Origin of the sequence: Providencia sp. PROV061 (assembly GCF_011045655.1) — a bacterium.
GTDB lineage: Bacteria > Pseudomonadota > Gammaproteobacteria > Enterobacterales > Enterobacteriaceae > Providencia > Providencia hangzhouensis.
This window is the reverse complement of the sequence record NZ_CP042861.1, coordinates 289761-315652: the sequence shown is the minus strand read 5'-3', so window position 1 is coordinate 315652 and position 25892 is coordinate 289761. Positions and strand designations below refer to the sequence as shown.

The window sequence follows — 25892 nt, the reverse complement described above, 5'->3', positions numbered from 1 at the left end:
TGGGTCTGCCTTGTATCTGTTTGAAAGCCTTAATTTAGTCATTCAAAAGTATCTTCCTAAAGAACAAATTGAATTACTAAGAAAAGCCTATGTTGTTGCTCGGGATGCCCATGAAGGACAGACCCGTTCAAGTGGTGAGCCTTATATTACTCACCCAGTTGCTGTTGCTTGTATTCTTGCTGAGATGCGTTTGGACCATGAAACACTAATGGCAGCGCTACTTCATGATGTGATTGAAGATACTCCAGCGACATTTCAAGATATAGAAGAATTGTTTGGTACCACCGTCGCCGGTCTCGTCGAAGGTGTATCCAAACTAGACAAGCTCAACTTTCGCGACAAAAAAGAAGCCCAAGCAGAAAACTTCCGCAAAATGATCATGGCGATGGTAAAAGATATCCGTGTCATTTTGATAAAACTGGCAGACCGCACTCACAACATGCGCACGTTGGGTTCACTTAGGCCCGATAAACGTCGGCGCATTGCACGTGAAACCCTTGAAATATATAGCCCGTTAGCCCACAGGCTAGGTATACACCACATCAAAACAGAGCTTGAAGAGCTGGGTTTTGAAGCGTTATATCCCAACCGTTATCGTGTTATTAAGGAAGTCGTCAAGGCTGCTCGCGGTAACCGAAAAGAGATGATCCAAAAAATTCTCTCGGAAATTGACGGTAGGCTAACCGAGGCAGGTGTTCCTTGTCGCGTAAGTGGCAGAGAAAAACACCTTTATTCCATCTATCGCAAAATGCACCAAAAAGAGCAACGTTTCCATTCCATTATGGATATCTATGCTTTTAGGGTAATTGTAAAAGATGTGGATACTTGCTACCGCGTTTTAGGCCAAATGCATAGTTTATACAAACCGCGTCCGGGACGTATTAAAGACTATATTGCTATCCCTAAAGCCAACGGCTATCAATCGCTACATACCTCATTGATTGGCCCACATGGTGTTCCTGTCGAAGTGCAAATTCGCACAGAAGACATGGACCAAATGGCTGAGATGGGGGTTGCTGCGCATTGGGCCTATAAAGAGCAAGGCGAACAAGGTACAACAGCACAAGTTAGAGCTCAACGTTGGATGCAAAGTCTACTTGAGTTACAACAAAGTGCAGGTAGCTCGTTTGAATTTATTGAAAGCGTTAAATCGGATCTATTTCCGGATGAAATCTACGTTTTCACCCCAGAAGGCCGTATTGTTGAATTACCTACCGGTGCAACACCTGTTGACTTTGCCTACGCAGTACACACGGATATTGGTCATGCTTGCGTGGGCGCGCGCGTTGATCGCCAGCCTTACCCACTTTCGCAATCCCTTACGAGTGGCCAAACTGTCGAAATTATTACCGCGCCAGGCGCACGGCCAAATGCAGCATGGCTCAATTTTGTTGTCAGCTCAAAAGCGCGGGCCAAAATTCGCCAGTTATTGAAAAACTTAAAACGTGAAGATTCTATTAATTTAGGTCGCCGTTTACTCAACCATGCGCTAGGGGCAGGAAATAAACTTACTGATATCCCTCAAGCTAATATTGATGCAGAATTGGCACGCATGAAGCTGCACTCTATCGATGATTTGCTTGCTGAAATTGGGTTGGGTAATGCAATGAGTGTGGTTGTCGCACGTAACCTACAGAACAATCCACAAAATACACCTGAAGAACAAGTGTTAGTTGAAAGCCGGAATAAACTCTCTATCAAAGGTGCTGATGGTGTTTTAATCACCTTTGCAAAATGTTGTCGTCCTATTCCTGGTGACCCAATTGTTGCACATATTAGTCCTGGTAAAGGTCTCGTTATTCATCATGAATCCTGCCGCAACATTCGTGGTTATCAAAAAGAACCTGATAAATTTATGGCTGTTGAATGGGACAACGACACTGATACCGACTTTATCGCTGAAATTAAAGTGGATATGATTAATCACCAAGGTGCTTTAGCGAATTTAACTGCCGCCATTAATGACGCCAATTCAAGTATTCAAAGTATGAATACAGAAGAAAAAGATGGCCGTGTATATTGCGCTTTTATTCGCCTTACAACTAAAAACCGAGTTCAATTGGCAAATGTGATGCGGAAAATCCGTATTATGCCTGACGTTCTACGTGTTAGCCGAAACCGTAATTAACGACCATACGTAATTAATAACTATGAATGAACGCCGCTATCGCCGCATTTGCCAAATGATGGCGATGCGGCAGCCTGACCTAACTCTCTGCCTCGAAGAAATTCATAAACCGCACAATGTTTCTGCGATTGTACGCAGTGCGGATGCCGTAGGGATCCATCAAATTCATGCTATTTGGCCGGACCAACAAGTCAAACTGTCCGTTTCTTCTGCTGCGGGGAGTAATAGCTGGGTTAAAATTATTTCACACACATCCACCGAAGAAGCAATTGCCCACATAAAATCACAAAATATGCAGGTTTTGGCGACTAACTTATCAGAACATGCCGTTGATTTTCGTGAAATTGATTATACTTTGCCAACTTGTATTATGATGGGGCAAGAAAAAACAGGGATTTCACAACAAGCCCTCGCACTGGCTGATAAACACATTATCATTCCAATGGCTGGCATGGTGCAATCTTTGAACGTTTCCGTTGCTTCTGCACTGATTTTATATGAAGCCCAACGACAACGGCAGCAGGCGGGTATGTACGAACGTGACCATTGCTTACTCTCACCAGATGAACAACAAACTTGGTTATTTGAAGGAGGTTACCCTGTACTGGCTGAAGTTGCTAAACGTAAGGGACTTCCTCGCCCATTTATCAATAACCAAGGGCAAATTGAAGCTGATGACTCGTGGTGGGCACAAATGCAATTAACCGAAAAAATGAAAAGACGGCAGTTTGGTTAAATAAAAGGAAATAACATGAATAATGGGCTACTTGATACCATTTCACTGACTTCATTGCACGGAATTGGAGCAAGCCAGTCAGAAAAAATGCGTAAAATCGGTTTGAACACCGTTCAAGACCTTCTTCTTCATTTCCCTTTACGCTATGAAGACCACACCCGTCTATATCAAATAAAAGATCTCCTCCCCGGTACGACCGCAACAATTACCGGTGAAATACTGCAAACTAAAGTGGTATTCGGCCGCAAAAGAATGATGACCTGCTTGATTTCCGATGGCACAGGTAACCTCACCTTACGTTTTTTTAATTTTTCAGCTGCAATGAAGAATAACTTAGCAGAAGGAAAACAGGTCACCGCCTATGGGGAAGTTCGCAGAGGAAATACAGGGCCAGAAATCATTCACCCCGAATATAAAGTCTCCCAAGACACCAGCAATATCAGCTTACAAGAGAACTTAACACCCGTTTACCCAACCACGGAAGGTATTCGTCAGGCCACTTTACGCAAGGTAATGGAACAAGCGCTAAGGTTACTTGATAGCGGAAAAATAAAAGAATTGCTTCCAGAAGAGCTTAGCCGTGGAATGATAAGCCTACCAGATGCCATTCGCTTATTACACAATCCACCACCGAATGTCGCTTTGATTGAACTGGAGAAAGGGCACCATCCTGCCCAGAAACGGCTTATACTCGAAGAGCTTTTAGCACATCACCTCAGTATGCTAGCCATCCGTGCAGGCAACGAACGCCTATATGCCGAGCCTTTAGCAACAAGTGGTCAATTAAAATCACAGTTACTCGCACAATTACCTTTCTCGCCAACAAATGCACAAAACCGTGTTGTTAGCGAAATTGAAGCAGACCTCGCCAAAGATGCCCCTATGATGCGTTTGATTCAAGGGGATGTAGGGTCAGGAAAAACGCTTGTTGCGGCCTTAGCGGCCGTTTGTGCCATCGAGAATGGCAAACAAGTAGCTTTGATGGCTCCCACCGAAATTCTTGCAGAGCAACATGCCAATACATTCAAACAATGGTTAGAGCCTTTAGGCATTAAAGTGGGTTGGCTAGCGGGCAAACAGAAGGGTAAGGCACGTCAGGCTCAGCAAGATGCCATCGCAAGTGGAGAAGTTGCGATGGTTGTTGGAACACACGCTATTTTCCAAGAGCAAGTGAGCTTTAAAGCGCTGGGGCTTGTTATCATTGATGAACAACATCGCTTTGGCGTTCATCAGCGGCTCGCTCTGCGTGAAAAAGGTGAGCAGCAAGGGTACCACCCTCATCAATTGATCATGACCGCTACGCCAATCCCACGGACACTGGCGATGACAGCATATGCAGACTTAGATACCTCTGTCATCGATGAACTTCCTCCAGGCCGTACGCCTGTCACTACTGTCGCCATCCCGGACACTCGCCGTAACGATATTATTGAACGCGTTCGCCAAGCCTGTATTGAAGAAGGTCGCCAAGCCTATTGGGTCTGTACACTCATTGAAGACTCTGAATTATTAGAAGCACAAGCGGCTCAAGTGACCAGCGAAGAACTCGCACTGGCACTACCTGAATTAAAAGTAGGCTTAGTCCACGGGCGAATGAAACCTGCTGAAAAACAAAGCATTATGGCGGCTTTTAAAAGGAATGAAATTCAACTGCTTGTGGCTACAACGGTCATTGAAGTCGGTGTTGATGTGCCTAATGCCAGTTTGATGATCATTGATAACCCTGAGCGCCTTGGTTTAGCTCAATTGCACCAATTGAGAGGGCGAGTTGGCCGTGGAGCTATCGCATCTCACTGCGTATTATTATATAAGACACCGCTAACCCACACCGCTAAACAACGGCTACAAGTATTGCGGGACAGCAATGATGGCTTTGTTATCGCACAAAAAGATCTTGAAATTCGCGGGCCTGGGGAATTATTAGGCACTAGACAAACAGGAAATGCAGAATTTAAGGTCGCTGATTTGTTACGTGACCAATATATGTTGCCAGAAGTGCAACGCCTCGCTCACCATATTCAACAAAACTACCCAGAAAATGCACAACAACTTATTGAGCGCTGGTTACCTGAGCGAGAACAATACAGCCACGCTTAAGTTTTATATCTTCTTTTTATCCATTCCTTAAAATGAAAATTGCCGTGAATATTTTCACGGCAATACCTGCTTAACTTGATTTATTATTAAATAAAAACTATCCCGCAATAGTTGGGAATAGTGGCAACATTAAATACAATTTAATGACTATCGCATTAACAATATCAATGAAGAATGCCCCAACCATTGGGACCACAAGGAACGCAAGGTGAGATGGACCCAACCTATCCGTTACCGCTTGCATATTCGCAATCGCTGTTGGCGTAGCCCCAAGACCGAAACCACAATGCCCCGCAGCTAAAATAGCGGCATCATAGTTTTTCCCCATCACACGGAAGGTAACAAAAATTGCATACCCTGCCATTACACAAGCTTGTACAGCAAGAATGATGATCATTGGAATGGCCAGTGATGCTAATTCCCAGAGCTTCAAGCTCATTAAAGCCATCGCTAAGAATAATGATAGGCTCACGTTACCCATAACAGAAACGGCGCGGTCAAACACTCGGTAAAAACCAAGCAGTGATAGGCTATTGCTTAAAATAACACCAACAAACAGTACACATACAAATTTAGGCAGTGCAAAAGGAGTATCGGCTAATTCACCTGCAATATAACTTCCTATCAGCAAACAGATAGCAATCAATGCAATAGTTTCAATTAAAACCATTGACGTGATCATGCGCCCTGATTGAGGCTTCTCAAATGCAGTTGGCACATCTTTATCATCTTCTGCCGTTCCTGGCGTTGGAATATTACGTGTTAGAAAACGTGCAACAGGTCCGCCAATTAAACCACCAAGAACGAGTCCAAATGTAGCACACGCCATTGCAACTTCTGTTGCACTTTGGAAACCATAATTTTCAGTGAAAATTTTACCCCATGCCGCACCAGTACCATGGCCGCCAGATAAGGTAATTGAGCCAGCTAACAGCCCCATTAAAGGGTCTAGTCCCAATAATTCAGCAAGGGCAATCCCCACTGTGTTTTGGACTAGCAATAAGCCTACAACCACAAAAATAAATATAAACAATGCCTTACCACCAGCTTTCAAGCTAGCAAGGTTGGCATTAAGACCAATAGTGGCAAAGAATGCCAGCATCATAGGTTCTTGCAGTGATAAGTCAAAAGAAAGGCTCCAGTCAAATAATTGTTTAAGCAATAAAAGACTAAAAGCAACTAACAACCCACCCGCAACAGGTTCAGGGATGGTATATTTTTCAAGAAAAGGGACTGATTTTACCAGTTTACGCCCAAGCAATAATACTAAGGTAGCAGCTACCAGTGTACCGTAGACATCGAGATGATACATTCACGTACCTCGTCTGTTGTTAAAATTATCAAAAACTAGTTAGACGTTAATTTCTTCCTTAAAACGCCAAAAGCAGGTTGTAGGATTAGAAAAAAAAACTGTTATAAATACAAGTTAAAATATATATAAATGTGACGACACTATTTAACTAATGAATATATTTTTTAAAAGCAAACGATTGCTTTTTAATTTCGACACATTACAATGCGTTTTTTGTTGGCGAGAAATGAAGGCAATGAATACTGCGACGTCTGAAAAGCAAACTACTGAAGCGACCATACACACGCAAAGCGAACTTATTTACAAATTAGAAGACCGTCCACCGCTGCCGCAAGCTTTGTTTGCTGCCGGGCAACATCTTCTAGCGATGTTTGTCGCTGTTATTACCCCAGCGATGCTGATTTGTCAGGCTCTGGGGCTGCCAGCTCACGATACTCAGCGCATCATTAGTATGTCTTTATTTGCCTCCGGTATTGCTTCTTTAATTCAAATTCGTGCATGGGGCCCTATTGGCTCAGGCCTACTTTCGATTCAAGGAACCAGTTTTAACTTTGTTGCACCGTTAATCATGGGAGGTGTTGCACTCAAGCAAGGTGGGGCTGATATCCCATCCATGATGGCAGCTTTGTTTGGTACTTTACTCGTAGCCGCATTAACCGAAGTGATTCTTTCACGTTTTCTACATCTAGCCCGTCGAGTCATTACACCACTGGTTTCTGGTGTCGTTGTCATGATCATCGGCTTATCTTTAATTCAAGTCGGCTTGACCTCCATTGGTGGTGGTTATGGTGCGATTAGCGATAATACCTTCGGTTCACCAGATTACCTGATTTTGGCTGGGGTTGTTTTAGCGGTTATTATTTTACTTAATCGGCAGAAAAACCCTTACTTACGTGTCGCATCTTTAGTTATTGCCATGGCCGTTGGTTATATTGCAGCTTGGTGGATGGACATGTTGCCAAATGCGCAACCAATGGAAGCCAATCAGCCAATTATTACTGTTCCTGAGCCTTTCTATTATGGCTTATCCTTCGACTGGAACCTGTTGATCCCATTAATTCTCATTTTCATGGTGACTTCCTTAGAAACGATAGGTGACATTACCGCCACTTCTGATGTATCAGAACAACCCGTTCGTGGCCCTTTATATATGAAACGAATCAAAGGTGGCGTACTTGCCAATGGTTTGAACTCGATGGTCTCAGCGGTATTTAATACTTTCCCTAACTCTTGTTTTGGGCAGAACAACGGTGTTATCCAATTAACAGGGGTGGCAAGTCGCTATGTCGGTTACATTGTTGCTTTAATGTTAGTGTTATTAGGGCTATTCCCTGCGGTTGCAGGCTTTGTACAACAAATCCCTGAGCCCGTATTAGGCGGAGCAACCATTGTGATGTTTGGTACCATTGCCGCTTCAGGAGTGCGTATCGTGTCTCGTGAGCCACTCAATCGCCGCGCCATCATGATTATAGCCCTTTCTCTCGCCGTGGGTATGGGTGTGTCACAGCAACCCTTGATTTTGCAATTCGCGCCTGACTGGTTAAAAACATTATTTTCTTCAGGTATTGCTGCGGGTGGTTTAACTGCAATTGTTCTGAATTTAGTCTTCCCTCTCGAAAAATAACCTTTCATTCTAGCCGCCAGTGTTGAACACTCTGGCGGTTTTTCTGTATGCTATCCTTAAATTGTCGTTATATTAGACGGTTTCTTCCTGTGTCTATTCGTTCACAAACCAAAGGAGCAGTAAACTGTGAAATGGTTAATCAAATTTACTACCTATGCACTTTTGTTACTGCTGCTATTGTTTATTTTTACTTATATCGGGCTACAAACCCGTTGGGGCGCATCCTACTCCAGTCAATTTTTAAGTAAATTTACCGATTACGATATTGATGTGGGAATTATGGGGCATGAGTTTTCTAACCCCGGTGAGTTCATCTTCCAAGATGTTAAGTTAACGGCTAAAAACAGTGACCTATCTTTAGATTCACGGCAAGTCGTGGTTGATGTTAATTGGCTAAACCTATTTAGTGGCACCGCAATAAAACGTTTGGTTATCACTCAAGGGACATTATCTACAACAGTCTCACCAAATACGGTGTTGTTCCCTATTTCCGCGACTATTTTGCAATTTGAAAATAGCCAGATTACGCTTAAAAAAGGCAATGATACGGTACAAGTCGCCGGCTTTACGGGAGGAATGACCCCTTGGAAACCCACCGAAAACACTCCTTTTGGTTACGGTGATTTTCGATTTACCTCTAACCAATTAAAATTCAATGACCTTGCATTCAAGAATGTTGCCATTACCGGTAAATTACAGCAGCAAGGAACAGAAATAAGCCAAGCCAGTGCCTACTTAAATAATGGCTATATTGCGGGCACTGGGAAGGTACTTAATGATGGCTCTATCATGGTTGACTCCCTCACCATGAATAAAGTTGGCTGGGAAAATAATGTTGATTTCGATTCACTATTTGATGCAATAACGAGTGATAAATCACTGCAAGTCAAAAAAGTAGAACTAACCAATGTTGATATTCAAGGTAAAGATTGGGCACTTTCTGGCTTAAGCACCGAAATTGACCAACTCAGCTTCGTTAGAGGCAGCTGGACTAGCCCTAAAAGCAGCATTAGCTTTAATGTCGACCAATTCGTCGTGAAAGACCAGCAGCTGAGTACCTTAATTGGAGAGCTGAATATTAACGGTGATAACCTCTATATCAGCAAGTTATCAGGTTACTATAATAAAGGCATTTTTAACCTCAGTGGGTCTTGGCAACGCAATAATCAAGTACTCACTATCGATGAAGGTAAACTCGCGGGTATCTTATATACCTTACCTGAAAATTGGTTGTCCTTCTTCGCGCAACCAACGCCAGCGTGGTTGTCCGGTTTAAATATTAAGAAATTCACCCTTTCCCAATCACTTTTGATGAATATCCAGCCGCAATTTCCTTTCGAGTTGACGGCATTAAGCGGTAATATTGAAAATGTTGATTTAATCAAACAAAAACAATGGGGAATTTGGAGCGGTAAAGCGACATTCAATGCAGATAGCGGCACAATCAACCAAGTTCTAGTGCGCCGTCCATTTGTCGAAATACGCCAAAGTGGTAAATCCTCGGCAGCAGCGAGCTTAACGGTCAGTACTGATAAAGGTATCAGTAAAATTGGCTTGCTGGTAAAACAAGAGCCCAAAAAAGTCCCCTTCTTACTCAGGGCATCAGGTTCTAATATTGACCTCGTCGATTTAAACCAATGGGGTTGGGCAGGCTTCCCAGCTCAAGTTATCGGTGACTTTGATGCGACATTACAAGGGGACTTACTCGCCCCATCAGTGGCAAAAAGTTTGAATGGGGAATTGATGGCCATACCATTGCAAGGTAAACGCCTATTCCGTACCGTTGTTAACGGGGTTGTCACTTCTTCAGTAGAGTCCGAAGCCGATTTACAGCCTACCGAGCCTTCTTTGGTAGAGCCGCTCCCCGCTCTTAGCAATCCATAAAAACTATCAATCCATAGAAATACAAAAGGCAGGTCAATCATACCTGCCTTTATCTTTTAATTTTCAATGAACAACGTTACTTTGCGGGCTCTACAGGTAACACCATATAGACACCACTGAATACAGCGCCCACTTTACCATCGGGGTTACTGACTTCGACTTTCAGTTTTACTCGCGCTTTGCTACCCCGAGCTAAACGGTCAAGGTCACCGCTCATATTAGCTAAGTCCGCAGTTGCTGTAGGCCTGCCACTTACAGGTTTACCATAACGAATACTGGCATCGACCAATACAATATCGCCACCAAGCTGGTGTTCTTGCATTAACAGCCAAATCAGCCCCCATCCTGTCAGTGTGGCTAATGAAAATTGGCTCCCTGCAAAAATCGTTTCATGGGGGTTTTGATTGCCCGCCTCCGGCATGGTAGTAATAAAACGAGTCCCCGTGTATTGGTCGACTCGAACCCCCATTTTTTCGCTTAATGGAATATACTTATACCAAGCTTGTTGTAACTCACCACACCAGTCTGGACGATGTAGAATTTGGTCTAATGTCTCAATGGGTTTGATCATCAAGTAATGGCGCACAGGTGTTTTTAACTGCCCAGCAACTTGCCCACGGTTCTCAAAGCCCATTTTATCGAAAAAGGGTACTGCTTCTTCACGAACACTGGATACGATGCGTTTGACGCCTTCTTGGCGTGCAACGGACTCTAGGGCCATGATAATCAATTTACCGAGTCCTTTACCTTGCATGGCAGGGTTAACGGCTAAAAAACGGATTGCTCCCTCGTTGTCAGCATTGATATATAAGCGACCAATGGCAAGAATACGGTTTTTATCATCCACGACCATTTGATGGTGTGCGGTTAAATCATAACCATCTTTTTCTGAACCTAGGGGTTGATTAAACGGTTTTCGCAACATTTCCCAGCGAAAATGGTAGTAAGTTGCAAATTCAATATCATCTTTCGGTGTACGTAAATGGTACATCGCTTCCCCCTTTAAAAATGAACTCACACTTGTAGCCAGAAGGTAACAGGGCCATCATTGGTTAAATTCACTTGCATGTCAGCGGCAAACTCACCAGTTTGTGTTTCAACCCCTTGTTGGCGGCTTTGTTCAACGAAGTATTGGTACAAAGCATCTGCTCTTTCAGGCTCTGCTCCCCCTGAAAAGCTAGGCCGCATACCTTTTTTAGTGTCAGCTGCTAAAGTAAATTGAGAAACAACCAAAAGGCTGCCTCCCGCCTGTTGAACATTGAGATTCATTTTCCCTTGTTCATCACTAAAAATACGGTAGCCCAATACTTTTTCACACAAACGTTTGGCTTTCTGCTCATCATCATCTTTTTCAACGCCAAGCAAAACCAACAACCCAGCATTTATTTGCCCTACTATTTTCTGATCAACAGCCACACTCGCATGAGTGACTCTCTGGATTAATGCAATCATGATGACTCTTTACAAAAAGATGGAGCAACGTTAGCCGTTGCCCCACTATAAAATCAGGATGTTATTCAACTTCTGCACTAAAATCGTAAGTGCGGAAATATTCAGGAATGGTGTCTTTATCCACAACATGAATACTACGAATACCAAGAGCTTCTGCGGCTTTTACATTTTCTTCGACATCATCAAAGAAAATAGCATCTGCAGCATCAAACTCTTCTGATTGCAGTACATATTTGTAGATTTCAGGATCAGGCTTACGCATGCCTAAATCTTGGGACAGATATAGGAAATCGGAGGAGGCTGCAATTTCTGGGTAGTGTGCTGGCCAGTAGTCTAGATGTAGACGGTTGGTATTCGATAAAACCACCACTCGGTGCCCTTGCTCACGCAGGCGTTCCATAATATCAATGACTTCAGGTCTTAACGAAATAAAAATAGCGTGCCAGCCTTCAGCAAAGTCTTCAAAGCTTAGAGTGATGTCCATTTCTTCACAAAGCAGCTCAGCAAACTCGATGTCTGAAATTTTTCCACACTCATGTAATTGAAAGATATTACCAAAAGTAAACCGTGATTTGATCTCTTCACTTGGTGTACCACTGAGTTCAGACCATTTATCAAATACACGATTAAAGTCGATATCAATAATCACATTACCCATATCGAAGATATACAGCATAAATTTTCCTCATTGTTATTCACTAAATTTACTTTAATCATTATTCACGCAACTGAACAGCCCTAATTAGTGATAATTCACGTTATTTTGTCAATTTATCGATTAAGCAATCCACACTTAGCACAATTAATGAACAACAAACCGGACGGTTTGTTCCATTAATGAGAAAACACTTTTTATCCCAAAGGTGCTATTTCACACAGCACTATCGGTTTTTGATACTAAATGTTAAGTCCCTCCATACGCTTTTTGCATAATAGTTTTTACGTAGCAAGCCATGCCACAAGCAATGTGAGCTGATATCTATCCGATATCAGTAATAAATAAATCTTAAAATATAAAAGTCATACTATGAAAATAGATAAAACAATCTCTTGGCCGATTGCTATTCTGTGGGGAAGCTTATTTTTAATTCCATTATTTAATACTATCCCTCTGGATTTTAATATCGACCTTACAACAAAAATTATTGAACATTTTCAATCTATTATTCTAATTATCAGTGCCATTTTCACTTGGTTTTATATGAAACCATTACAGCAAAAAAATCAGGGAATGAAATTATTTTGGGTGTGGGCAACTATCTGGTGGGTAACATTATTTGGCAGAGGAATAAATTGGGGGCGTGAATTTTTTCCTAATCTGGATCACTCTTACTTCAGGCTAATTTCTATCATCTTGATTGGCAGTTTAGTTTTGATGCTATTTGCTTCTTCATTAAGAAAAAGTATTATTTTTCACCTAAAAAACACAGCTATTCCACTTTGGAGCCTACTACTGACCCTGTGCGCTTTTGTGATTTCAGATAGTGTTGAACACCATAGATTTCTCAGTTCAGTTTTCCTATATCATTCTGAACTACAAAGCCTTATCGAAGAATTATACGAAATCCCTTTAATTATCGGACTGTTTATTTCGTCGCTGTATTTTATGAAAAAAGACAAGACATTATAAACCTTATAAATAAGTAAGGCGCCTTTCGGCGCCTTACTGGATAACTACAATGACGTAATCAACAACATCACGTAACGATAATTAGTCTTCTTTAGAACGGTTTGCACGACGGCGATCGTTCTCAGTCAAGTGGCGTTTACGCAGACGGATAGACTGCGGAGTCACTTCAACTAACTCGTCATCATCAATGAACTCTAGTGCTTGTTCCAGAGTCATTTTAATTGGTGGTGACAGTGTTGTTGCTTCATCAGTACCTGACGCACGCATGTTAGTCAGTTTTTTACCCGTTAAGCAGTTAACGGTTAAGTCGTTAGAACGTGAGTGAATACCGATGATTTGACCTTCATACACTTCAGCACCGTGACCTAAGAACAGCTTACCGCGGTCTTGCAGGCTGTATAGCGCATAAGCAACTGCTTTACCTTGACCATTGGAGATCAGAACACCGTTTTGGCGGCCGCCGATTTCGCCTGGGCGAACATCATCGTAATGACTGAATGTTGAATACAGTAAACCAGTACCTGATGTCATTGTCATGAATTCAGTACGGAAGCCAATCAGACCACGGCTTGGGATCACGTAGTCTAGACGTACGCGGCCTTTACCGTCTGGCATCATGTCGCGCAGGTCACCTTTACGCTCACCTAAAGCTTTCATGATGTCGCCTTGGTGCTGTTCTTCAACGTCTAAAGTCACTTGTTCGAATGGCTCTTGTTTACGGCCATCGATTTCACGAATGATAACTTTTGGACGCGATACTGCTAATTCGAAACCTTCACGACGCATGTTTTCAATCAGAACAGATAAGTGAAGCTCACCACGACCAGAAACACGGAATGCGTCTGGATCTTGAGTTTCTTCAACACGCAGTGCAACGTTGTGAACCAATTCTTTATTCAAGCGGTCAAGGATCTGACGTGAAGTCACGAACTTACCTTCTTTACCGCAGAATGGTGAGGTATTAACACAATAGAACATGCTAACTGTTGGCTCATCAACCGCTAACGCAGGCAATGCTTCAACGCTACCGACTTGGCAAATGGTGTCAGAAATGTTCAGTTCACCTAAACCTGTCAGAGCAACGATATCACCCGCTTCAGCTTGTTGTGAATCAATACGCTCTAAACCTAAGTGAGTCAGAACTTTACCAATTTTACCGTTACGAGTTTTACCTTCGCTATCGATAACTGTTACTTGTTGGTTAGGCTTAACAACACCACGTTTGATACGGCCGATACCGATAACACCTAAATAGCTGTTGTAATCCAATTGCGAAACTTGCATTTGGAATGGACCGTCGATATCCACTGCTGGTGGTGCAACATGTTCCACAATCGCTTCATACAGTGGAGTCATGTCTTCAGCCATGTTTTCGTGGTCAAGGCCTGCGATACCGTTTAATGCAGATGCATAAACAATAGGGAAATCGAGTTGCTCATCCGTTGCACCTAAGTTCACGAATAAGTCGAATACTTGGTCAACAACCCAATCAGGGCGTGCGCCTGGGCGGTCAACTTTATTGATAACAACAATAGGACGTAAACCGTGGTCGAACGCTTTTTGCGTTACGAAACGAGTTTGTGGCATTGGGCCATCCATCGCATCAACAACCAGCAGTACGCAGTCAACCATAGACATAACGCGCTCAACCTCACCACCGAAATCGGCGTGACCTGGGGTGTCTACGATATTGATATGATAACCATTCCATTGGATAGCGGTATTTTTAGCAAGGATAGTAATACCACGCTCTTTCTCCAAGTCATTGGAGTCCATAACACGCTCATCAACAGTTTCACGTTCACCGAACGTGCCTGATTGCTGCAATAATTTACCAACCAGTGTGGTCTTGCCATGGTCAACGTGAGCGATGATGGCGATGTTTCTTAAATTTTGAATTGACAAGGATTTTTACCGTTTAATTGACAGGAAAGGAATATGCTTACTGAGCCGTTATTCACACCCAAAGCATACTTTCTACGTTAATTTGCTGTTATTTTACACGTTTTTCCGCACAAGTGGAATAAATGTGAAACCCATCACTGTATAAAAAGTTTTTAGCGAAAAAACATTCAGTTGCGTAACAGTGCCAGATTCCCTCACAAAATAATGAGCATCATCTCTGCGAAACCACGAAGTGACAGAATAATACGCTAAAAACTTAATATTCGCAGCCCAAAAAAAGAACAAAAAATAGACTTTCTTTCTTAACTGCCAGTTTAAATATCTTTTTGCATTATTTAGATATATCTAAATTGACTAATTAGATATATCTAAATATAGTAAAACCATAAAATAAATTCGATATATCTAAAGTTACAAACTAAGGAGTAACTATATGCTAATTAAATCTTGTCGTCATGTATATTATGCACGCCATGATGAAAATCAACATGGCCACCGCGGTGGATGTTGCCACGATGAAGGCCGTCATGGTCATGGAAGCGGTGAATGCTGCCACGACGAAGACCGTCATGGTCGTGGGCACGGTGAACGCTGCCACGGCGAAGGCCGTCATGGTCATGGGTACGGTGAACGCTGCCACGGCGAAGGCCGTCATGGTCATAGGCACGGTGAACGCTGCCATGGCGAAGGCCGTCATGGTCATGGGCACGGTGAACGCTGCCACGGCGAAGGCCGTCATGGTCGAGGCCATGGTGATGACAACCAAAGAGGCCGTGGAAGAGGTAAAGGCCTTCGTCGTTTATTCGACCATGGCGATCTTCATATTATGGTACTCTCGTTAGTCGCTAAAAAACCAAGCTATGGCTACGAAATTATCAAAGATATTCAAGAAGCCTCAAATGGCTTGTATGTTCCTAGCCCGGGGGTTATTTACCCAACGCTAACACTGCTTGAAGAACAAGGTTTCTTGGAGTCTCAGATTGTTGAACGCAATCGCAAAAGTTTTACGATTACACCTGAAGGCTCTGCCCATCTAGCTCAAAATAAAGAAATTGAAGCGGTTATTGCTCGTAAGCTGGCAAAAGCACGTGATATGCAACAAGGCAGTAATTTAGCAGAAGACATTGAGGTGGCAGTCAGTCGCTTTAAAGCTTTATTACGTCACAAAATGGTTTTAAAACAACTAAATGAAGAGCAAACTCGCCAAATTGCCTCAATCATCAATGATGCAGTAAAACAGATTGAAGAAGTGAATACGTTATTAACCAATAGCGATGATGAATAATGCAAGAGGCCCATATTCTTTGTTATATGGGCTTTCTTTATATATACGAGTTCTACTCCTCTCGCACATCAGAATAAATAACATGAAATTTTCTGTTTATGGTATATATTATAAAAAATTTAGCCTTTGGAATAATAATAACATTTATGAACAATTCAAAAAAAATTTTTTTGTTTCATCTATCGCAATTATAACGGGACTATCGCTCATTAGTTGCAAAATTAAAAGCGATAACATTTTATCTTACTCTACAAATAATTCATCTTTTCAATTAGATAAAGAGTGTATCGAATCATATCAGGATGAATCAAAAAATAATGAACATACTGTTTTTATAACGCTTAGCAATACAAATAATTGCCGACCTAAATTATATGAGTTTCTAACAAAAAATAAAAATGAAAAAATGAATGTTTATTTTAACAACGTTCTTATTCAAAAAGATATTCATTTAGGAAACATCCATTCATTAGATGATGGTTTTTATCAAAATCTAAATAATCAATCTAATTTAGATTTATTTAAATCTTTGATGAATAATTAAAGTTAGCATGAAGCAACTTTTATATTTAGTACCTGACCTCTATCGTCAGCCCGACTGGATGGCTCTTAAACCTAATTCGGTCTTGTCCTGCCCCATTATTTCCATTAATTCTATATGAGCCTGGCCCCATAGTGTGAATGGTTCTATCACCTGAATTGGTTACATATTGTATTTCAGCATCAAATGTTGATTGCAGACTTGATACTGCATTAAATGAAACAGTATAAGCGCTATTCCCTACGTGCGTATGGAGATTAACCCACGGTCCCCATACTAGTGGTGGTGCCCAACCTTGAGATCTTGCCATATATTTATTCCCCCATTAACTATGTCGTCACTTTTTCACATGAGTATTATGTAAAGTGCAAAAAATATATTTAGATTCAACTCTAAATGTTGCTCAAATATATCTTTATTAATACTGACATAAGCAAAGAACATAAAATATTACATTTATTATGAATGCATGACATAAATGATCCGCGTTTAAATTAGCACCAAAATAGTGCAAACACCCAACAAGAAGCACCAAAACGGTGCAATTCATGCCTGTTTTTAACTCAATCGATTGACATTCCTTCGTAACAATCAGTATTTACTATGATTAAAAAGTTGGCACGCTTTTCGCTTATCTATTTATAGAGCGCGTGCTACCTATTTATATATGACTAACACGCCAGACAAACAACAAACATATTATCAATATGATAGCCTGTGATTTGTTGATTAGACCCGACCAGGAGAGCCGAGATGTCCGCTGAACATGTTTTATCGTTAATTAAAGAGCACAATGTTAGATTTATTGATCTGCGTTTTACCGACACTAAAGGTAAAGAGCAACACATCACTATCCCTGCTCATCAAGTTGACGAAGACTTCTTTGAAGAAGGCCAGATGTTTGATGGTTCATCTATTGGTGGCTGGAAAGGCATCAATGAGTCAGACATGGTATTAATGCCAGATGCATCTACTGCAATGTTAGACCCGTTCTTTGCAGATATCACCTTGATCATCCGCTGCGATATTTTAGAGCCGGGCACAATGCAAGGTTATGACAGAGACCCACGTTCAATTTCAAAACGTGCGGAAGATTTTCTGCGCTCAAGTGGAATTGCCGATATCGTTCTCTTTGGGCCAGAACCTGAATTTTTCGTTTTTGATGACATTCGTTTTGGCAACAACATGCATGGTAGTTACTACCATATCGATGATATCGAAGCGGCATGGAATACGGGAACCAAATACGAAGGTGGTAATAAAGGCCATCGCCCTGCAGTAAAAGGCGGTTATTTCCCAGTTCCACCGGTTGATTCATCACAAGACCTACGTTCAGCCATGTGTACCACAATGGAAGAGATGGGCTTAGTTGTTGAAGCTCACCACCATGAAGTGGCGACAGCTGGCCAAAACGAGGTTGCGACCCGCTTTAATACTATGACGAAAAAAGCGGATGAAACTCAAATTTATAAATATGTTGTTCACAATGTTGCACATGCCTACGGTAAAACAGCCACCTTTATGCCTAAACCTTTAGTGGGCGATAACGGCTCTGGTATGCACTGCCATATGTCTTTATCTAAAGGTGGCGTTAACCTGTTTGCAGGTGACAAATATGGCGGTTTATCCGAAATGGCGCTGTACTACATCGGTGGTATTATTAAACATGCACGTGCACTGAACGCATTTACTAACCCAACAACTAACTCATACAAACGCTTAGTTCCGGGCTTTGAAGCACCTGTAATGTTGGCATATTCTGCACGTAACCGCTCTGCTTCGATTCGTATTCCAGTCGTTGCGAGTACTAAAGCACGCCGTATTGAAGTTCGCTTCCCAGACCCAGCAGCTAACCCATATTTAGCGTTTGCGGCTCAGTTAATGGCAGGCCTTGATGGCATCATTAACAAGATCCACCCTGGTGATGCGATGGACAAAAATTTATATGATTTACCACCAGAAGAAGCCAAAGAAATTCCAACAGTTTCTGGCTCTTTAGACGAAGCATTAGCGGAATTAGATAAAGACCGTGAATTCTTAACCCGTGGTGGCGTATTCACTAATGATGCTATCGATGCATATATCGAATTAACCCGTGCCGACATCCAACGTGTTCGTATGGCGCCACACCCTCTCGAATTTGAAATGTACTACAGTGTGTAACACGCCGTTCCACTGTTAGTCTTTGTTGCCGTGAAGCACTTGCCCCATCTTTTGATGGGGCCTTTTATCTCTAACGTATTTACGCAACAAAAATCAAATATCGGTTGTTTGGTCTATCAGGTATAATGCACCAAAATAGTGCAGGAGCAACATTACATGAAAACCGAACATTTGCCAGCACCGGAACATATTCTCGACTCACTCATTAATAGCGTGCTAATTTTGGATTACGACTTGGTTATCCATTACGCCAACCATGCTGCACTCCAGATCTTAACCCAAAGCCAGCGCAAGCTATACGGTACGCCACTGCCACTATTATTCAGTTATTGTTCGCTCAATGATGAACTCATGCTCAATAGCTTAAAAGATGGCCATAGTTTTACCGAGAACGAAGTCACCTTAGTATTTAACAACCATTCCCACGTGATGTCGTTCAGTGCACAGCCTTTTTCAGAGCAATTTATTTTAGTTGAGCTTTCACAATTAGATAGCCAACGGCGTTTGAGCCAAGAACTCGCACAGAATGCCCAGCAATTGGCTGCCCGCGAACTGATCCGTGGACTTGCTCACGAAATCAAAAACCCTCTCGGAGGTTTGCGAGGCGCTGCGCAATTGCTATCTAAAGCGTTGCCTGACCCACAATTAAATGAATATACTCAAGTGATTATCGAACAGGCCGACCGCTTGCGAGCACTGGTTGATCGGCTACTTGGCCCTCAATATCCGGGGCCGAAAACACAGCAAAGTATTCATCATATTATGGAAAATGTAACGCGGTTGGTGTCATTAGAAAAGCCCGATAATGTGACACTAATTCGTGACTATGACCCAAGCCTGCCCGAATTAGAGTATTACCCAGACCAAATCGAGCAAGTGCTGCTAAATATCACCCGAAATGCATTGCAAGCTCTCGCCGAAACGGGAGGCTATATCACTTTGCGTACACGAACGGCTTTTCAAGTCACACTACAAGGTGAACGTTATCGATTAGCTGCACGTATTGATATTGAAGATAACGGTCCGGGTATTCCATTGGCAATTCAGGATACATTATTTTATCCCATGGTGAGCGGACGGCCTGATGGCACAGGGCTTGGCCTATCGATTGCTCGCAGTTTAGTTGACCAACACGCAGGAAAAATCGAATTTACCAGTTGGCCAGGCCACACTGAGTTTTCCATTTATCTACCAATTAAGAAATAGGAGATAACCATGACGCAGGGAAAAATTTGGGTGGTTGATGATGATAGTTCCATCCGTTGGGTACTTGAGCGTGCATTAGATAATGCAAAATTCGCTTGCACCTGCTTTGACAGTGCGGATGCTGTACTCGCCGCATTAGAAAATTCACTCCCTGATGTGTTGTTATCTGATATCCGTATGCCAGGCACAAATGGTATTGAGCTTCTGAATACCATCAAGCAATCACACCCGCTTCTGCCGATTATTATTATGACAGCACACTCTGACCTTGATGCTGCCGTAAATGCCTACCAATCAGGGGCATTTGATTACTTACCAAAGCCTTTCGATATTGATGAAACCGTCGCATTAGTCGAACGTGCTCTGAATCATAGCCGTGAACAAAACCATACTAGCCGTGAAGCTAAGCAGCCTGCCCCTACAGTCTCTTCGACCATGATCGGGGAAGCACCAGCGATGCAAGAGGTTTATCGCATTATTGGCCGTTTATCACGCTCATCAATTAGTGTGCTTATTAATGGCGAATCAGGAACGGGAAAAGAGCTGGTTGCCCACGCGTTACATCAACACAGCCCTCGTGCCGACGCCCCTTTTATTGCATTAAATATGGCGGCTATTCCCAAAGACTTAATTGAATCTGAGCTATTTGGCCACGAAAAAGGCGCATTTACTGGGGCGACCCAAGTACGTCAGGGCCGATTTGAACAAGCTAACCATGGGTCATTGTTTTTAGATGAAATCGGCGATATGCCCCTTGATGTACAAACTCGCTTGTTACGTGTTCTGGCTGAAGGCCAATTCTATCGTATTGGGGGTTATACCCCAGTCAATGTGGATGTACGGATTATTGCAGCGACCCACCAAGATCTTGAAAAACGAGTTAAAGAAGGCTTATTTCGCGAAGACTTATTTCACCGGTTAAATGTCATTCGAGTACAATTACCACCGCTACGTGAACGCACTGAAGATATCCCACGTCTCGCCGATTATTTTCTACAAAATACGGCAAAAGAACTCGGTGTCGAAGCTAAAGTTCTCCACCCTGACAGCGAAAAAATTCTTCAGCGCTATTATTGGTCAGGTAACGTTCGCCAATTGGAGAATGTCTGCCGTTGGTTAACCGTGATGGCAGCAAGCCAAGAAATTTTACCGCAAGATTTGCCCGATGATTTACTTGAAGAGCACCCACAACAAAATGCAGTGGTAAAATCCTCGCAAGCTGATTCCATGCCAACACAATCATTGTCATCACAAAATCCTATTTCTGCAGCTCAGTGGTTTGAATTACTTGAAGAGTGGACTGATAACGCATTAATGGACGGTAAAGAAGACCTTTTTTCTCAAACCATCCCCTTACTTGAGCGTACCATGCTAAATTGCGCGTTAAAATACACCAATGGCCATAAGCAAGAAGCTGCCCGTTTATTAGGCTGGGGAAGAAATACGTTAACTCGCAAATTAAAAGAATTAGGAATTGAATAGCTTCAAATATTCACCATCATATTAAGATAATGTACGAAGTAATTTATTACTTCATACTTATCTTAACATTCAATAACTCCATACCCATTCACATCAAAAAAGATATTTAAACGTTAAATAAATCATCATTAATGATAATTGGTTTTAGATGATACTTTTACTACGATACATTTTAGACTGCTTTTTGTTTTAAAATGAAAAAATTAAAGCACTATAATAATATTAAATGCCATCAAAACACATCATGAGTTAAGTAACAATAAAAAACACCAGTTTAAAATTAATTTAATTATTTAATCTTTATTTAATTCCACTCTAAAATTTATCACCTTAGAAAAACAGCATTTCTTAAAATATCCAAAAATAATCTCCAACCTATAATGTGAATATCAAACTCAAGATATAAAAACGATATTAAAAAAGGGCATTAAACCTAAATTACTCTCATATTGTTTATTTTTAAAATAAAAGCCAAAATACTCACCAGTTGAGTAACTAAATATATTCACTAACTCAACCTCATCATATAAATATCCTCTTGGAGAGTAAAAAATGAAAAAGAATGTCTTTGCCTATTTAATTGCGGCATCGTCTATTTTTGCCATTAATAATGCATTAGCTGCTGATGGAACGATAGATTTTACAGGTGAAATTACCGATCAGGCTTGTCAGTTTGCAACCGGTTCTGATGCATTTACCGTAAACTTAGGGAAAATCTCTAAAACGGCATTACCTAGTACGGGTAGCACGGCAGCAGCGACTAAATTTACCATCAAATTAGAAAACTGCCCGCAAACCGTGACTAGCGCAACGGTTAAATTTGATGCCACCAGTTACGCAGGCGACAGCAGTGTACTCCAGTTAACCGACCCTACTGCTGCGACAACAGCACAAAACGTTGGTATTCAAATTCAGGACGTCACAGGAACAACCGTTCCGCTATTTACTGAATCTAGCGCGTATGCATTAAAAGAAAAGACAGTAAATAATTTAGATTTTACCGCTCGTTATATTGCAATGTCTGATAGCGTTGGCGTTGGTCAAGCAAACTCAACCGCAACCTTCACTATCAATTATAACTAATAGGCTTTTAGGGTTTAAATGGATTTAAACCTTATTCCTCTATTCAATGGTACTAATATGAAACGCTTAGTTTATTTTTTTATTTCTTCATTTTTATTGATTAATTTAGCCCATGCAGGCGTTATTATTGGCGGCACTCGTGTTATTTATCATGAGGGAAATAAGGATGTCAGTATTAGTGTCGAAAACCCTGATAAAATCCCTTATTTAATTCAATCATGGATTGATGGCATTGATGAAAATAAGCAATCCGCATTTACCATTACACCACCATTATTTAGATTAAACTCAGATAAAACCAATGCGCTAAGAATATTTTTAACAGAGAATACCTTACCGAAAGATAAAGAATCATTATTTTGGCTAAATATAAAAACAATCCCAGCAACGGAGCGAACAGAAAATTCATTGCAGATTGCCTTTAAAACGCAAATGAAATTAATTTATCGTCCTTCTGCAATTAAAAATGTTGATTTTGTTGAAGAACAAAAAAAATTAACTTGGTCAAAAACAGGCAATATGATTACAGTAAAAAACCCAACACCGTATTTTATGAATTTCCAAAGCATAACCTTTAACGGTAAAAAGGTGAATGACGTCTCTTATGCTGCACCGTTTTCTAACACTTCTTTTGAGATTAACGATACTGCGAATCATGGCACGGTGAAATGGGAAGTCATTAATGACTACGGCTCTGCATCTGAACTGGCTGAAGCGAAAATATAGCCCAAAATTGATTTAGGTTGTTAAAATGAGAATAAATAAAATATGCTTTAGCCTACTTATTTATTTAGGCTATACGGTACCTTTATACGCTGAAAATGCCATCGGCAATAATACAACAGAGGGAAATATCTATTTTGACCCTGATTTCTTAGAGTTGCCTAATAAAGATGCTGTCGATTTAAGCCAATTTGAAAATAACCAACAATTGGCTGGTAATTACTATGTTGATATTTATGTCAATACCAACTTAATCGGGGCAAAAAGTTTAAAGTTTGATAAAAATACTGAGAACAAACTGGTTCCTTGCTTAACTTTGGATGATTTAAAAAGCTTTGATATTAAAATTGCAGATTATCCTGAGCTACAAAATAGCCAAACAGGCTGCGTCAATTTAGCAATCATTCCTGACGCAACAAGCCAGTTTGAATTTGATTCACAACGGTTATACCTCAGTATTCCGCAAATCGCGCTGGCGAAAAACCCGAGAGGTTATGTTGACCTTGCAGATATCGATAACGGTATTACCGCCCTATTACTGAATTACAGCTATAGCGGTTCTAAAAATACCGATCGTAAAGGTGGAGAAGACACCACCTCAAACTACGTCAATTTACGCCCCGGCTTAAATATTGGGGCATGGCGTCTGCGCAACTATACCACGTGGTCCAACAGCACAGGGCAGCCCAATAAATGGGATACTATTTATACTTACGCCTCCCGTGGGATCAACCGCATAAAAAGCCAACTAACCTTGGGAGACAGCGTATCTCCGTCAGACGTATTTGACAGTGTACCGTTTCGTGGGGCTCAGCTCGCCACCGATGATGATATGTACCCTGAAAGTCTGCGTGGCTATGCGCCAGTCGTGCGCGGGATAGCTCGCAGCAACGCACAGGTTACCATTCGCCAAAACGGTTACACCATCTACCAAACCGATGTGGCAGCAGGCCCCTTTGAAATCACTGACCTCTATCCAACCGGCAGCAGCGGTGACTTACATGTGACGATAAAAGAGTCGAACGGCAGCGAACAGGTGCAAATTGTACCCTTTGCCTCACTCCCCGTGCTGCAACGTGAGGGTTATTTATCTTATAGCACCACCGCAGGTGAATACCGCTCATATGATAGCCATGTAGATAAAACCAAATTTGGTCAGTTCACTTTGGTATACGGTTTACCCTATGGCATCACTATGTTCGGAGGAAGTCAGTTCAGTGAAAAATACCAATCTTATTCGATAGGTGCTGGGCAAAACTTGGGGCGCTTCGGGGCGCTGTCTATTGATATTACCCAATCTCACGCCAAAATGCGTGATGACAGCAAAGAACGTGGTCAGTCTTACCGCTTTAGATATAACAAAAACCTCAATGATATCGGCACCAATATTGCTTTGGCAGGTTACCGCTATTCGACCCAAGGATATTACAGTTTATCCGAGGTGTTTGATACCTTCCGTGATACCACTTACACTCCTGAAATCGAACGCCGCCGTAATCGCGGTGAAATCATCCTCAGCCAAAACCTAGGGGATACTTACGGTTCTATTTCAATGGGTTATGTTAATGAAGATTATTGGAATAGTGACCGCAAAACACAGTCAGCAACCCTTGGCTATAACAATAGCTGGCAAGGAATCAGTTACGGGCTGAATTACACCTATAACAAGAATACCAGCAGCTATTCGCAGAGTGCTGGGGCAAAAAAATACAGTGATGAAGACCACTTATTTACCTTTTCGGTCAATATCCCGTTCAGTTTGTTTGAAGATACCGCCTACATTAACTTTGCCAGTAACCACAGTAGCCGAGACTCCAGTTCGAGTAGCATCGGTGTATCAGCATCTCACCTGAACAACCGTTTAAATTGGAGCATGCAACAAAGTTTAGCCGATCAGGGGCAAGGCAGTTCTGGTAATGCGAACTCCACCTATAAAGGCAGGTATGGTGAAATTTCTGGTGGTGCAAGCTATAGCAAAGATAGCTATAACCTGTACTACGGAACTAACGGTAGCCTTGTCGCCCACGCGGGCGGGTTAGTGTTAGGGCAACAATTAGGTGAAACCGCCGCATTGGTAGAAGTGCCCGATGCAGGAGGTGTACCAATACTAAACCAAGCTGGTGTAGTGACCAATAACCAAGGTTATGCGTTAGTGCCATACGTGACAGCCTACCGTAAAAATACCATCGATATTGATACTTCGGCGTTACCTGACAACACGGAAATGGAACTCACTAGCCAGTCGGTCTCCCCAAGCCGTGGAGCGCTAGTGAAATCCAGTTTCACTGCCAATGTCGGTTATCGCGCCATTATGGTATTGAATTTTGCAGATGGGAAACCCGTACCATTCGGCGCACAAGCCATATTTAAAGATAACCCACAATTAAATAATCTAGTGGGTAATGATGGCGAAGTTTATTTATCCGGTTTAACTGAGAGTGGGAACTTTATTATTCAATATAACGAGAAACAACAGTGTCAGGTTAATTATAACTTAGCCGGTGTTTCGGATTATATGGGGTTATATAAAACTACTGCGGTATGCCGATAAGAGGGAAATCGATAATGAAAAAATTAATAGTCAACTCTGTATTAGCGGTGGGATGTTTATATACCGGGTATGTAAGTGCAGCCTGCAATC

20 protein-coding genes are annotated in these 25892 nt (G+C 41.8%); 14 read left to right on the top strand and 6 right to left on the bottom strand.

Features of this window, described 5'->3' with window-relative positions:
- The first annotated feature begins 10 nt into the window (after positions 1–10).
- The 3 genes from spoT to recG are packed head-to-tail and all read left to right on the top strand — an operon-like array spanning position 11 to position 4961.
- Positions 11–2128, top strand: coding sequence for a bifunctional GTP diphosphokinase/guanosine-3',5'-bis pyrophosphate 3'-pyrophosphohydrolase (spoT, locus tag FVA72_RS01465; protein ID WP_004262666.1), 2118 nt, complete (start codon positions 11–13; stop codon positions 2126–2128).
- A gap of 22 nt (positions 2129–2150) precedes the next feature.
- A complete protein-coding gene (gene trmH / locus FVA72_RS01460) occupies positions 2151–2864 on the top strand; it encodes a tRNA (guanosine(18)-2'-O)-methyltransferase TrmH (protein WP_096863551.1) in 714 nt (237 codons plus the stop codon).
- Between the two features lie 15 nt (positions 2865–2879).
- On the top strand, positions 2880–4961 hold the full coding sequence (gene recG, locus FVA72_RS01455; protein WP_110592674.1) for an ATP-dependent DNA helicase RecG: 2082 nt from the start codon (positions 2880–2882) through the stop codon (positions 4959–4961).
- Between the two features lie 97 nt (positions 4962–5058).
- Here recG and gltS read toward each other — a convergent pair whose 3' ends face one another.
- On the bottom strand, positions 5059–6273 hold the full coding sequence (gltS, locus tag FVA72_RS01450; RefSeq protein ID WP_004262677.1) for a sodium/glutamate symporter: 1215 nt from the start codon (positions 6271–6273) through the stop codon (positions 5059–5061).
- Positions 6274–6508: 235 nt separating this feature from the next.
- Between gltS and FVA72_RS01445 the strand changes: the two genes are divergently transcribed.
- Entirely contained in the window at positions 6509–7897 is a 1389-nt protein-coding gene (locus tag FVA72_RS01445; RefSeq protein WP_036958597.1) for a uracil-xanthine permease family protein, read from the top strand.
- Between the two features lie 126 nt (positions 7898–8023).
- A complete protein-coding gene (locus tag FVA72_RS01440; protein ID WP_110592675.1) occupies positions 8024–9781 on the top strand; it encodes an AsmA family protein in 1758 nt (585 codons plus the stop codon).
- 76 nt (positions 9782–9857) lie between these two features.
- Here FVA72_RS01440 and fabY read toward each other — a convergent pair whose 3' ends face one another.
- The 3 genes from fabY to yihX all read right to left on the bottom strand — a co-directional run bounded on the left by fabY (position 9858) and on the right by yihX (position 11909).
- Positions 9858–10772, bottom strand: a complete 915-nt coding sequence (gene fabY / locus FVA72_RS01435; RefSeq protein ID WP_110592676.1) for a fatty acid biosynthesis protein FabY — start codon at positions 10770–10772, stop codon at positions 9858–9860.
- A 23-nt stretch (positions 10773–10795) separates the two neighbouring features.
- Positions 10796–11233, bottom strand: coding sequence for a D-aminoacyl-tRNA deacylase (gene dtd / locus FVA72_RS01430; RefSeq protein ID WP_004262693.1), 438 nt, complete (start codon positions 11231–11233; stop codon positions 10796–10798).
- Between the two features lie 61 nt (positions 11234–11294).
- The gene (gene yihX, locus FVA72_RS01425; RefSeq protein ID WP_094960806.1) at positions 11295–11909 is read right to left on the bottom strand and encodes a glucose-1-phosphatase; all 615 of its coding nucleotides are present in this window, start codon (positions 11907–11909) and stop codon (positions 11295–11297) included.
- A gap of 351 nt (positions 11910–12260) precedes the next feature.
- Between yihX and FVA72_RS01420 the strand changes: the two genes are divergently transcribed.
- Entirely contained in the window at positions 12261–12863 is a 603-nt protein-coding gene (locus FVA72_RS01420) for a hypothetical protein (RefSeq protein WP_004262700.1), read from the top strand.
- A gap of 81 nt (positions 12864–12944) precedes the next feature.
- Here FVA72_RS01420 and typA read toward each other — a convergent pair whose 3' ends face one another.
- Positions 12945–14768 carry a ribosome-dependent GTPase TypA gene (gene typA, locus FVA72_RS01415; protein WP_004262702.1) on the bottom strand — a complete coding sequence of 608 codons (1824 nt, stop codon included), beginning with the start codon at positions 14766–14768 and terminating at the stop codon, positions 12945–12947.
- 433 nt (positions 14769–15201) lie between these two features.
- Between typA and FVA72_RS21615 the strand changes: the two genes are divergently transcribed.
- Positions 15202–16053: a PadR family transcriptional regulator gene (locus FVA72_RS21615; protein ID WP_243154729.1), complete on the top strand. Its 852-nt coding sequence runs from the start codon at positions 15202–15204 to the stop codon at positions 16051–16053.
- Between the two features lie 82 nt (positions 16054–16135).
- The gene (locus tag FVA72_RS01405; RefSeq protein ID WP_110592677.1) at positions 16136–16597 is read left to right on the top strand and encodes a hypothetical protein; all 462 of its coding nucleotides are present in this window, start codon (positions 16136–16138) and stop codon (positions 16595–16597) included.
- 25 nt (positions 16598–16622) lie between these two features.
- Here FVA72_RS01405 and FVA72_RS01400 read toward each other — a convergent pair whose 3' ends face one another.
- Positions 16623–16904: a colicin Z C-terminal domain-related protein gene (locus FVA72_RS01400; protein ID WP_004262712.1), complete on the bottom strand. Its 282-nt coding sequence runs from the start codon at positions 16902–16904 to the stop codon at positions 16623–16625.
- A gap of 443 nt (positions 16905–17347) precedes the next feature.
- Here FVA72_RS01400 and glnA point away from each other — a divergent pair, with 443 nt between their 5' ends.
- From glnA to FVA72_RS01370, 6 genes are all read left to right on the top strand, one after another.
- Entirely contained in the window at positions 17348–18757 is a 1410-nt protein-coding gene (gene glnA, locus FVA72_RS01395) for a glutamate--ammonia ligase (RefSeq protein WP_004266097.1), read from the top strand.
- A 156-nt stretch (positions 18758–18913) separates the two neighbouring features.
- A complete protein-coding gene (gene glnL, locus FVA72_RS01390) occupies positions 18914–19963 on the top strand; it encodes a nitrogen regulation protein NR(II) (protein WP_004262719.1) in 1050 nt (349 codons plus the stop codon).
- A gap of 9 nt (positions 19964–19972) precedes the next feature.
- A complete protein-coding gene (gene glnG / locus FVA72_RS01385; protein WP_094960810.1) occupies positions 19973–21445 on the top strand; it encodes a nitrogen regulation protein NR(I) in 1473 nt (490 codons plus the stop codon).
- 552 nt (positions 21446–21997) lie between these two features.
- Positions 21998–22528 carry a fimbrial protein gene (locus tag FVA72_RS01380; RefSeq protein WP_110592678.1) on the top strand — a complete coding sequence of 177 codons (531 nt, stop codon included), beginning with the start codon at positions 21998–22000 and terminating at the stop codon, positions 22526–22528.
- A 57-nt stretch (positions 22529–22585) separates the two neighbouring features.
- Positions 22586–23254: a fimbrial biogenesis chaperone gene (locus tag FVA72_RS01375; protein WP_110592835.1), complete on the top strand. Its 669-nt coding sequence runs from the start codon at positions 22586–22588 to the stop codon at positions 23252–23254.
- 25 nt (positions 23255–23279) lie between these two features.
- Positions 23280–25802: a fimbria/pilus outer membrane usher protein gene (locus FVA72_RS01370; RefSeq protein WP_110592679.1), complete on the top strand. Its 2523-nt coding sequence runs from the start codon at positions 23280–23282 to the stop codon at positions 25800–25802.
- Positions 25803–25892 lie beyond the last annotated feature (90 nt).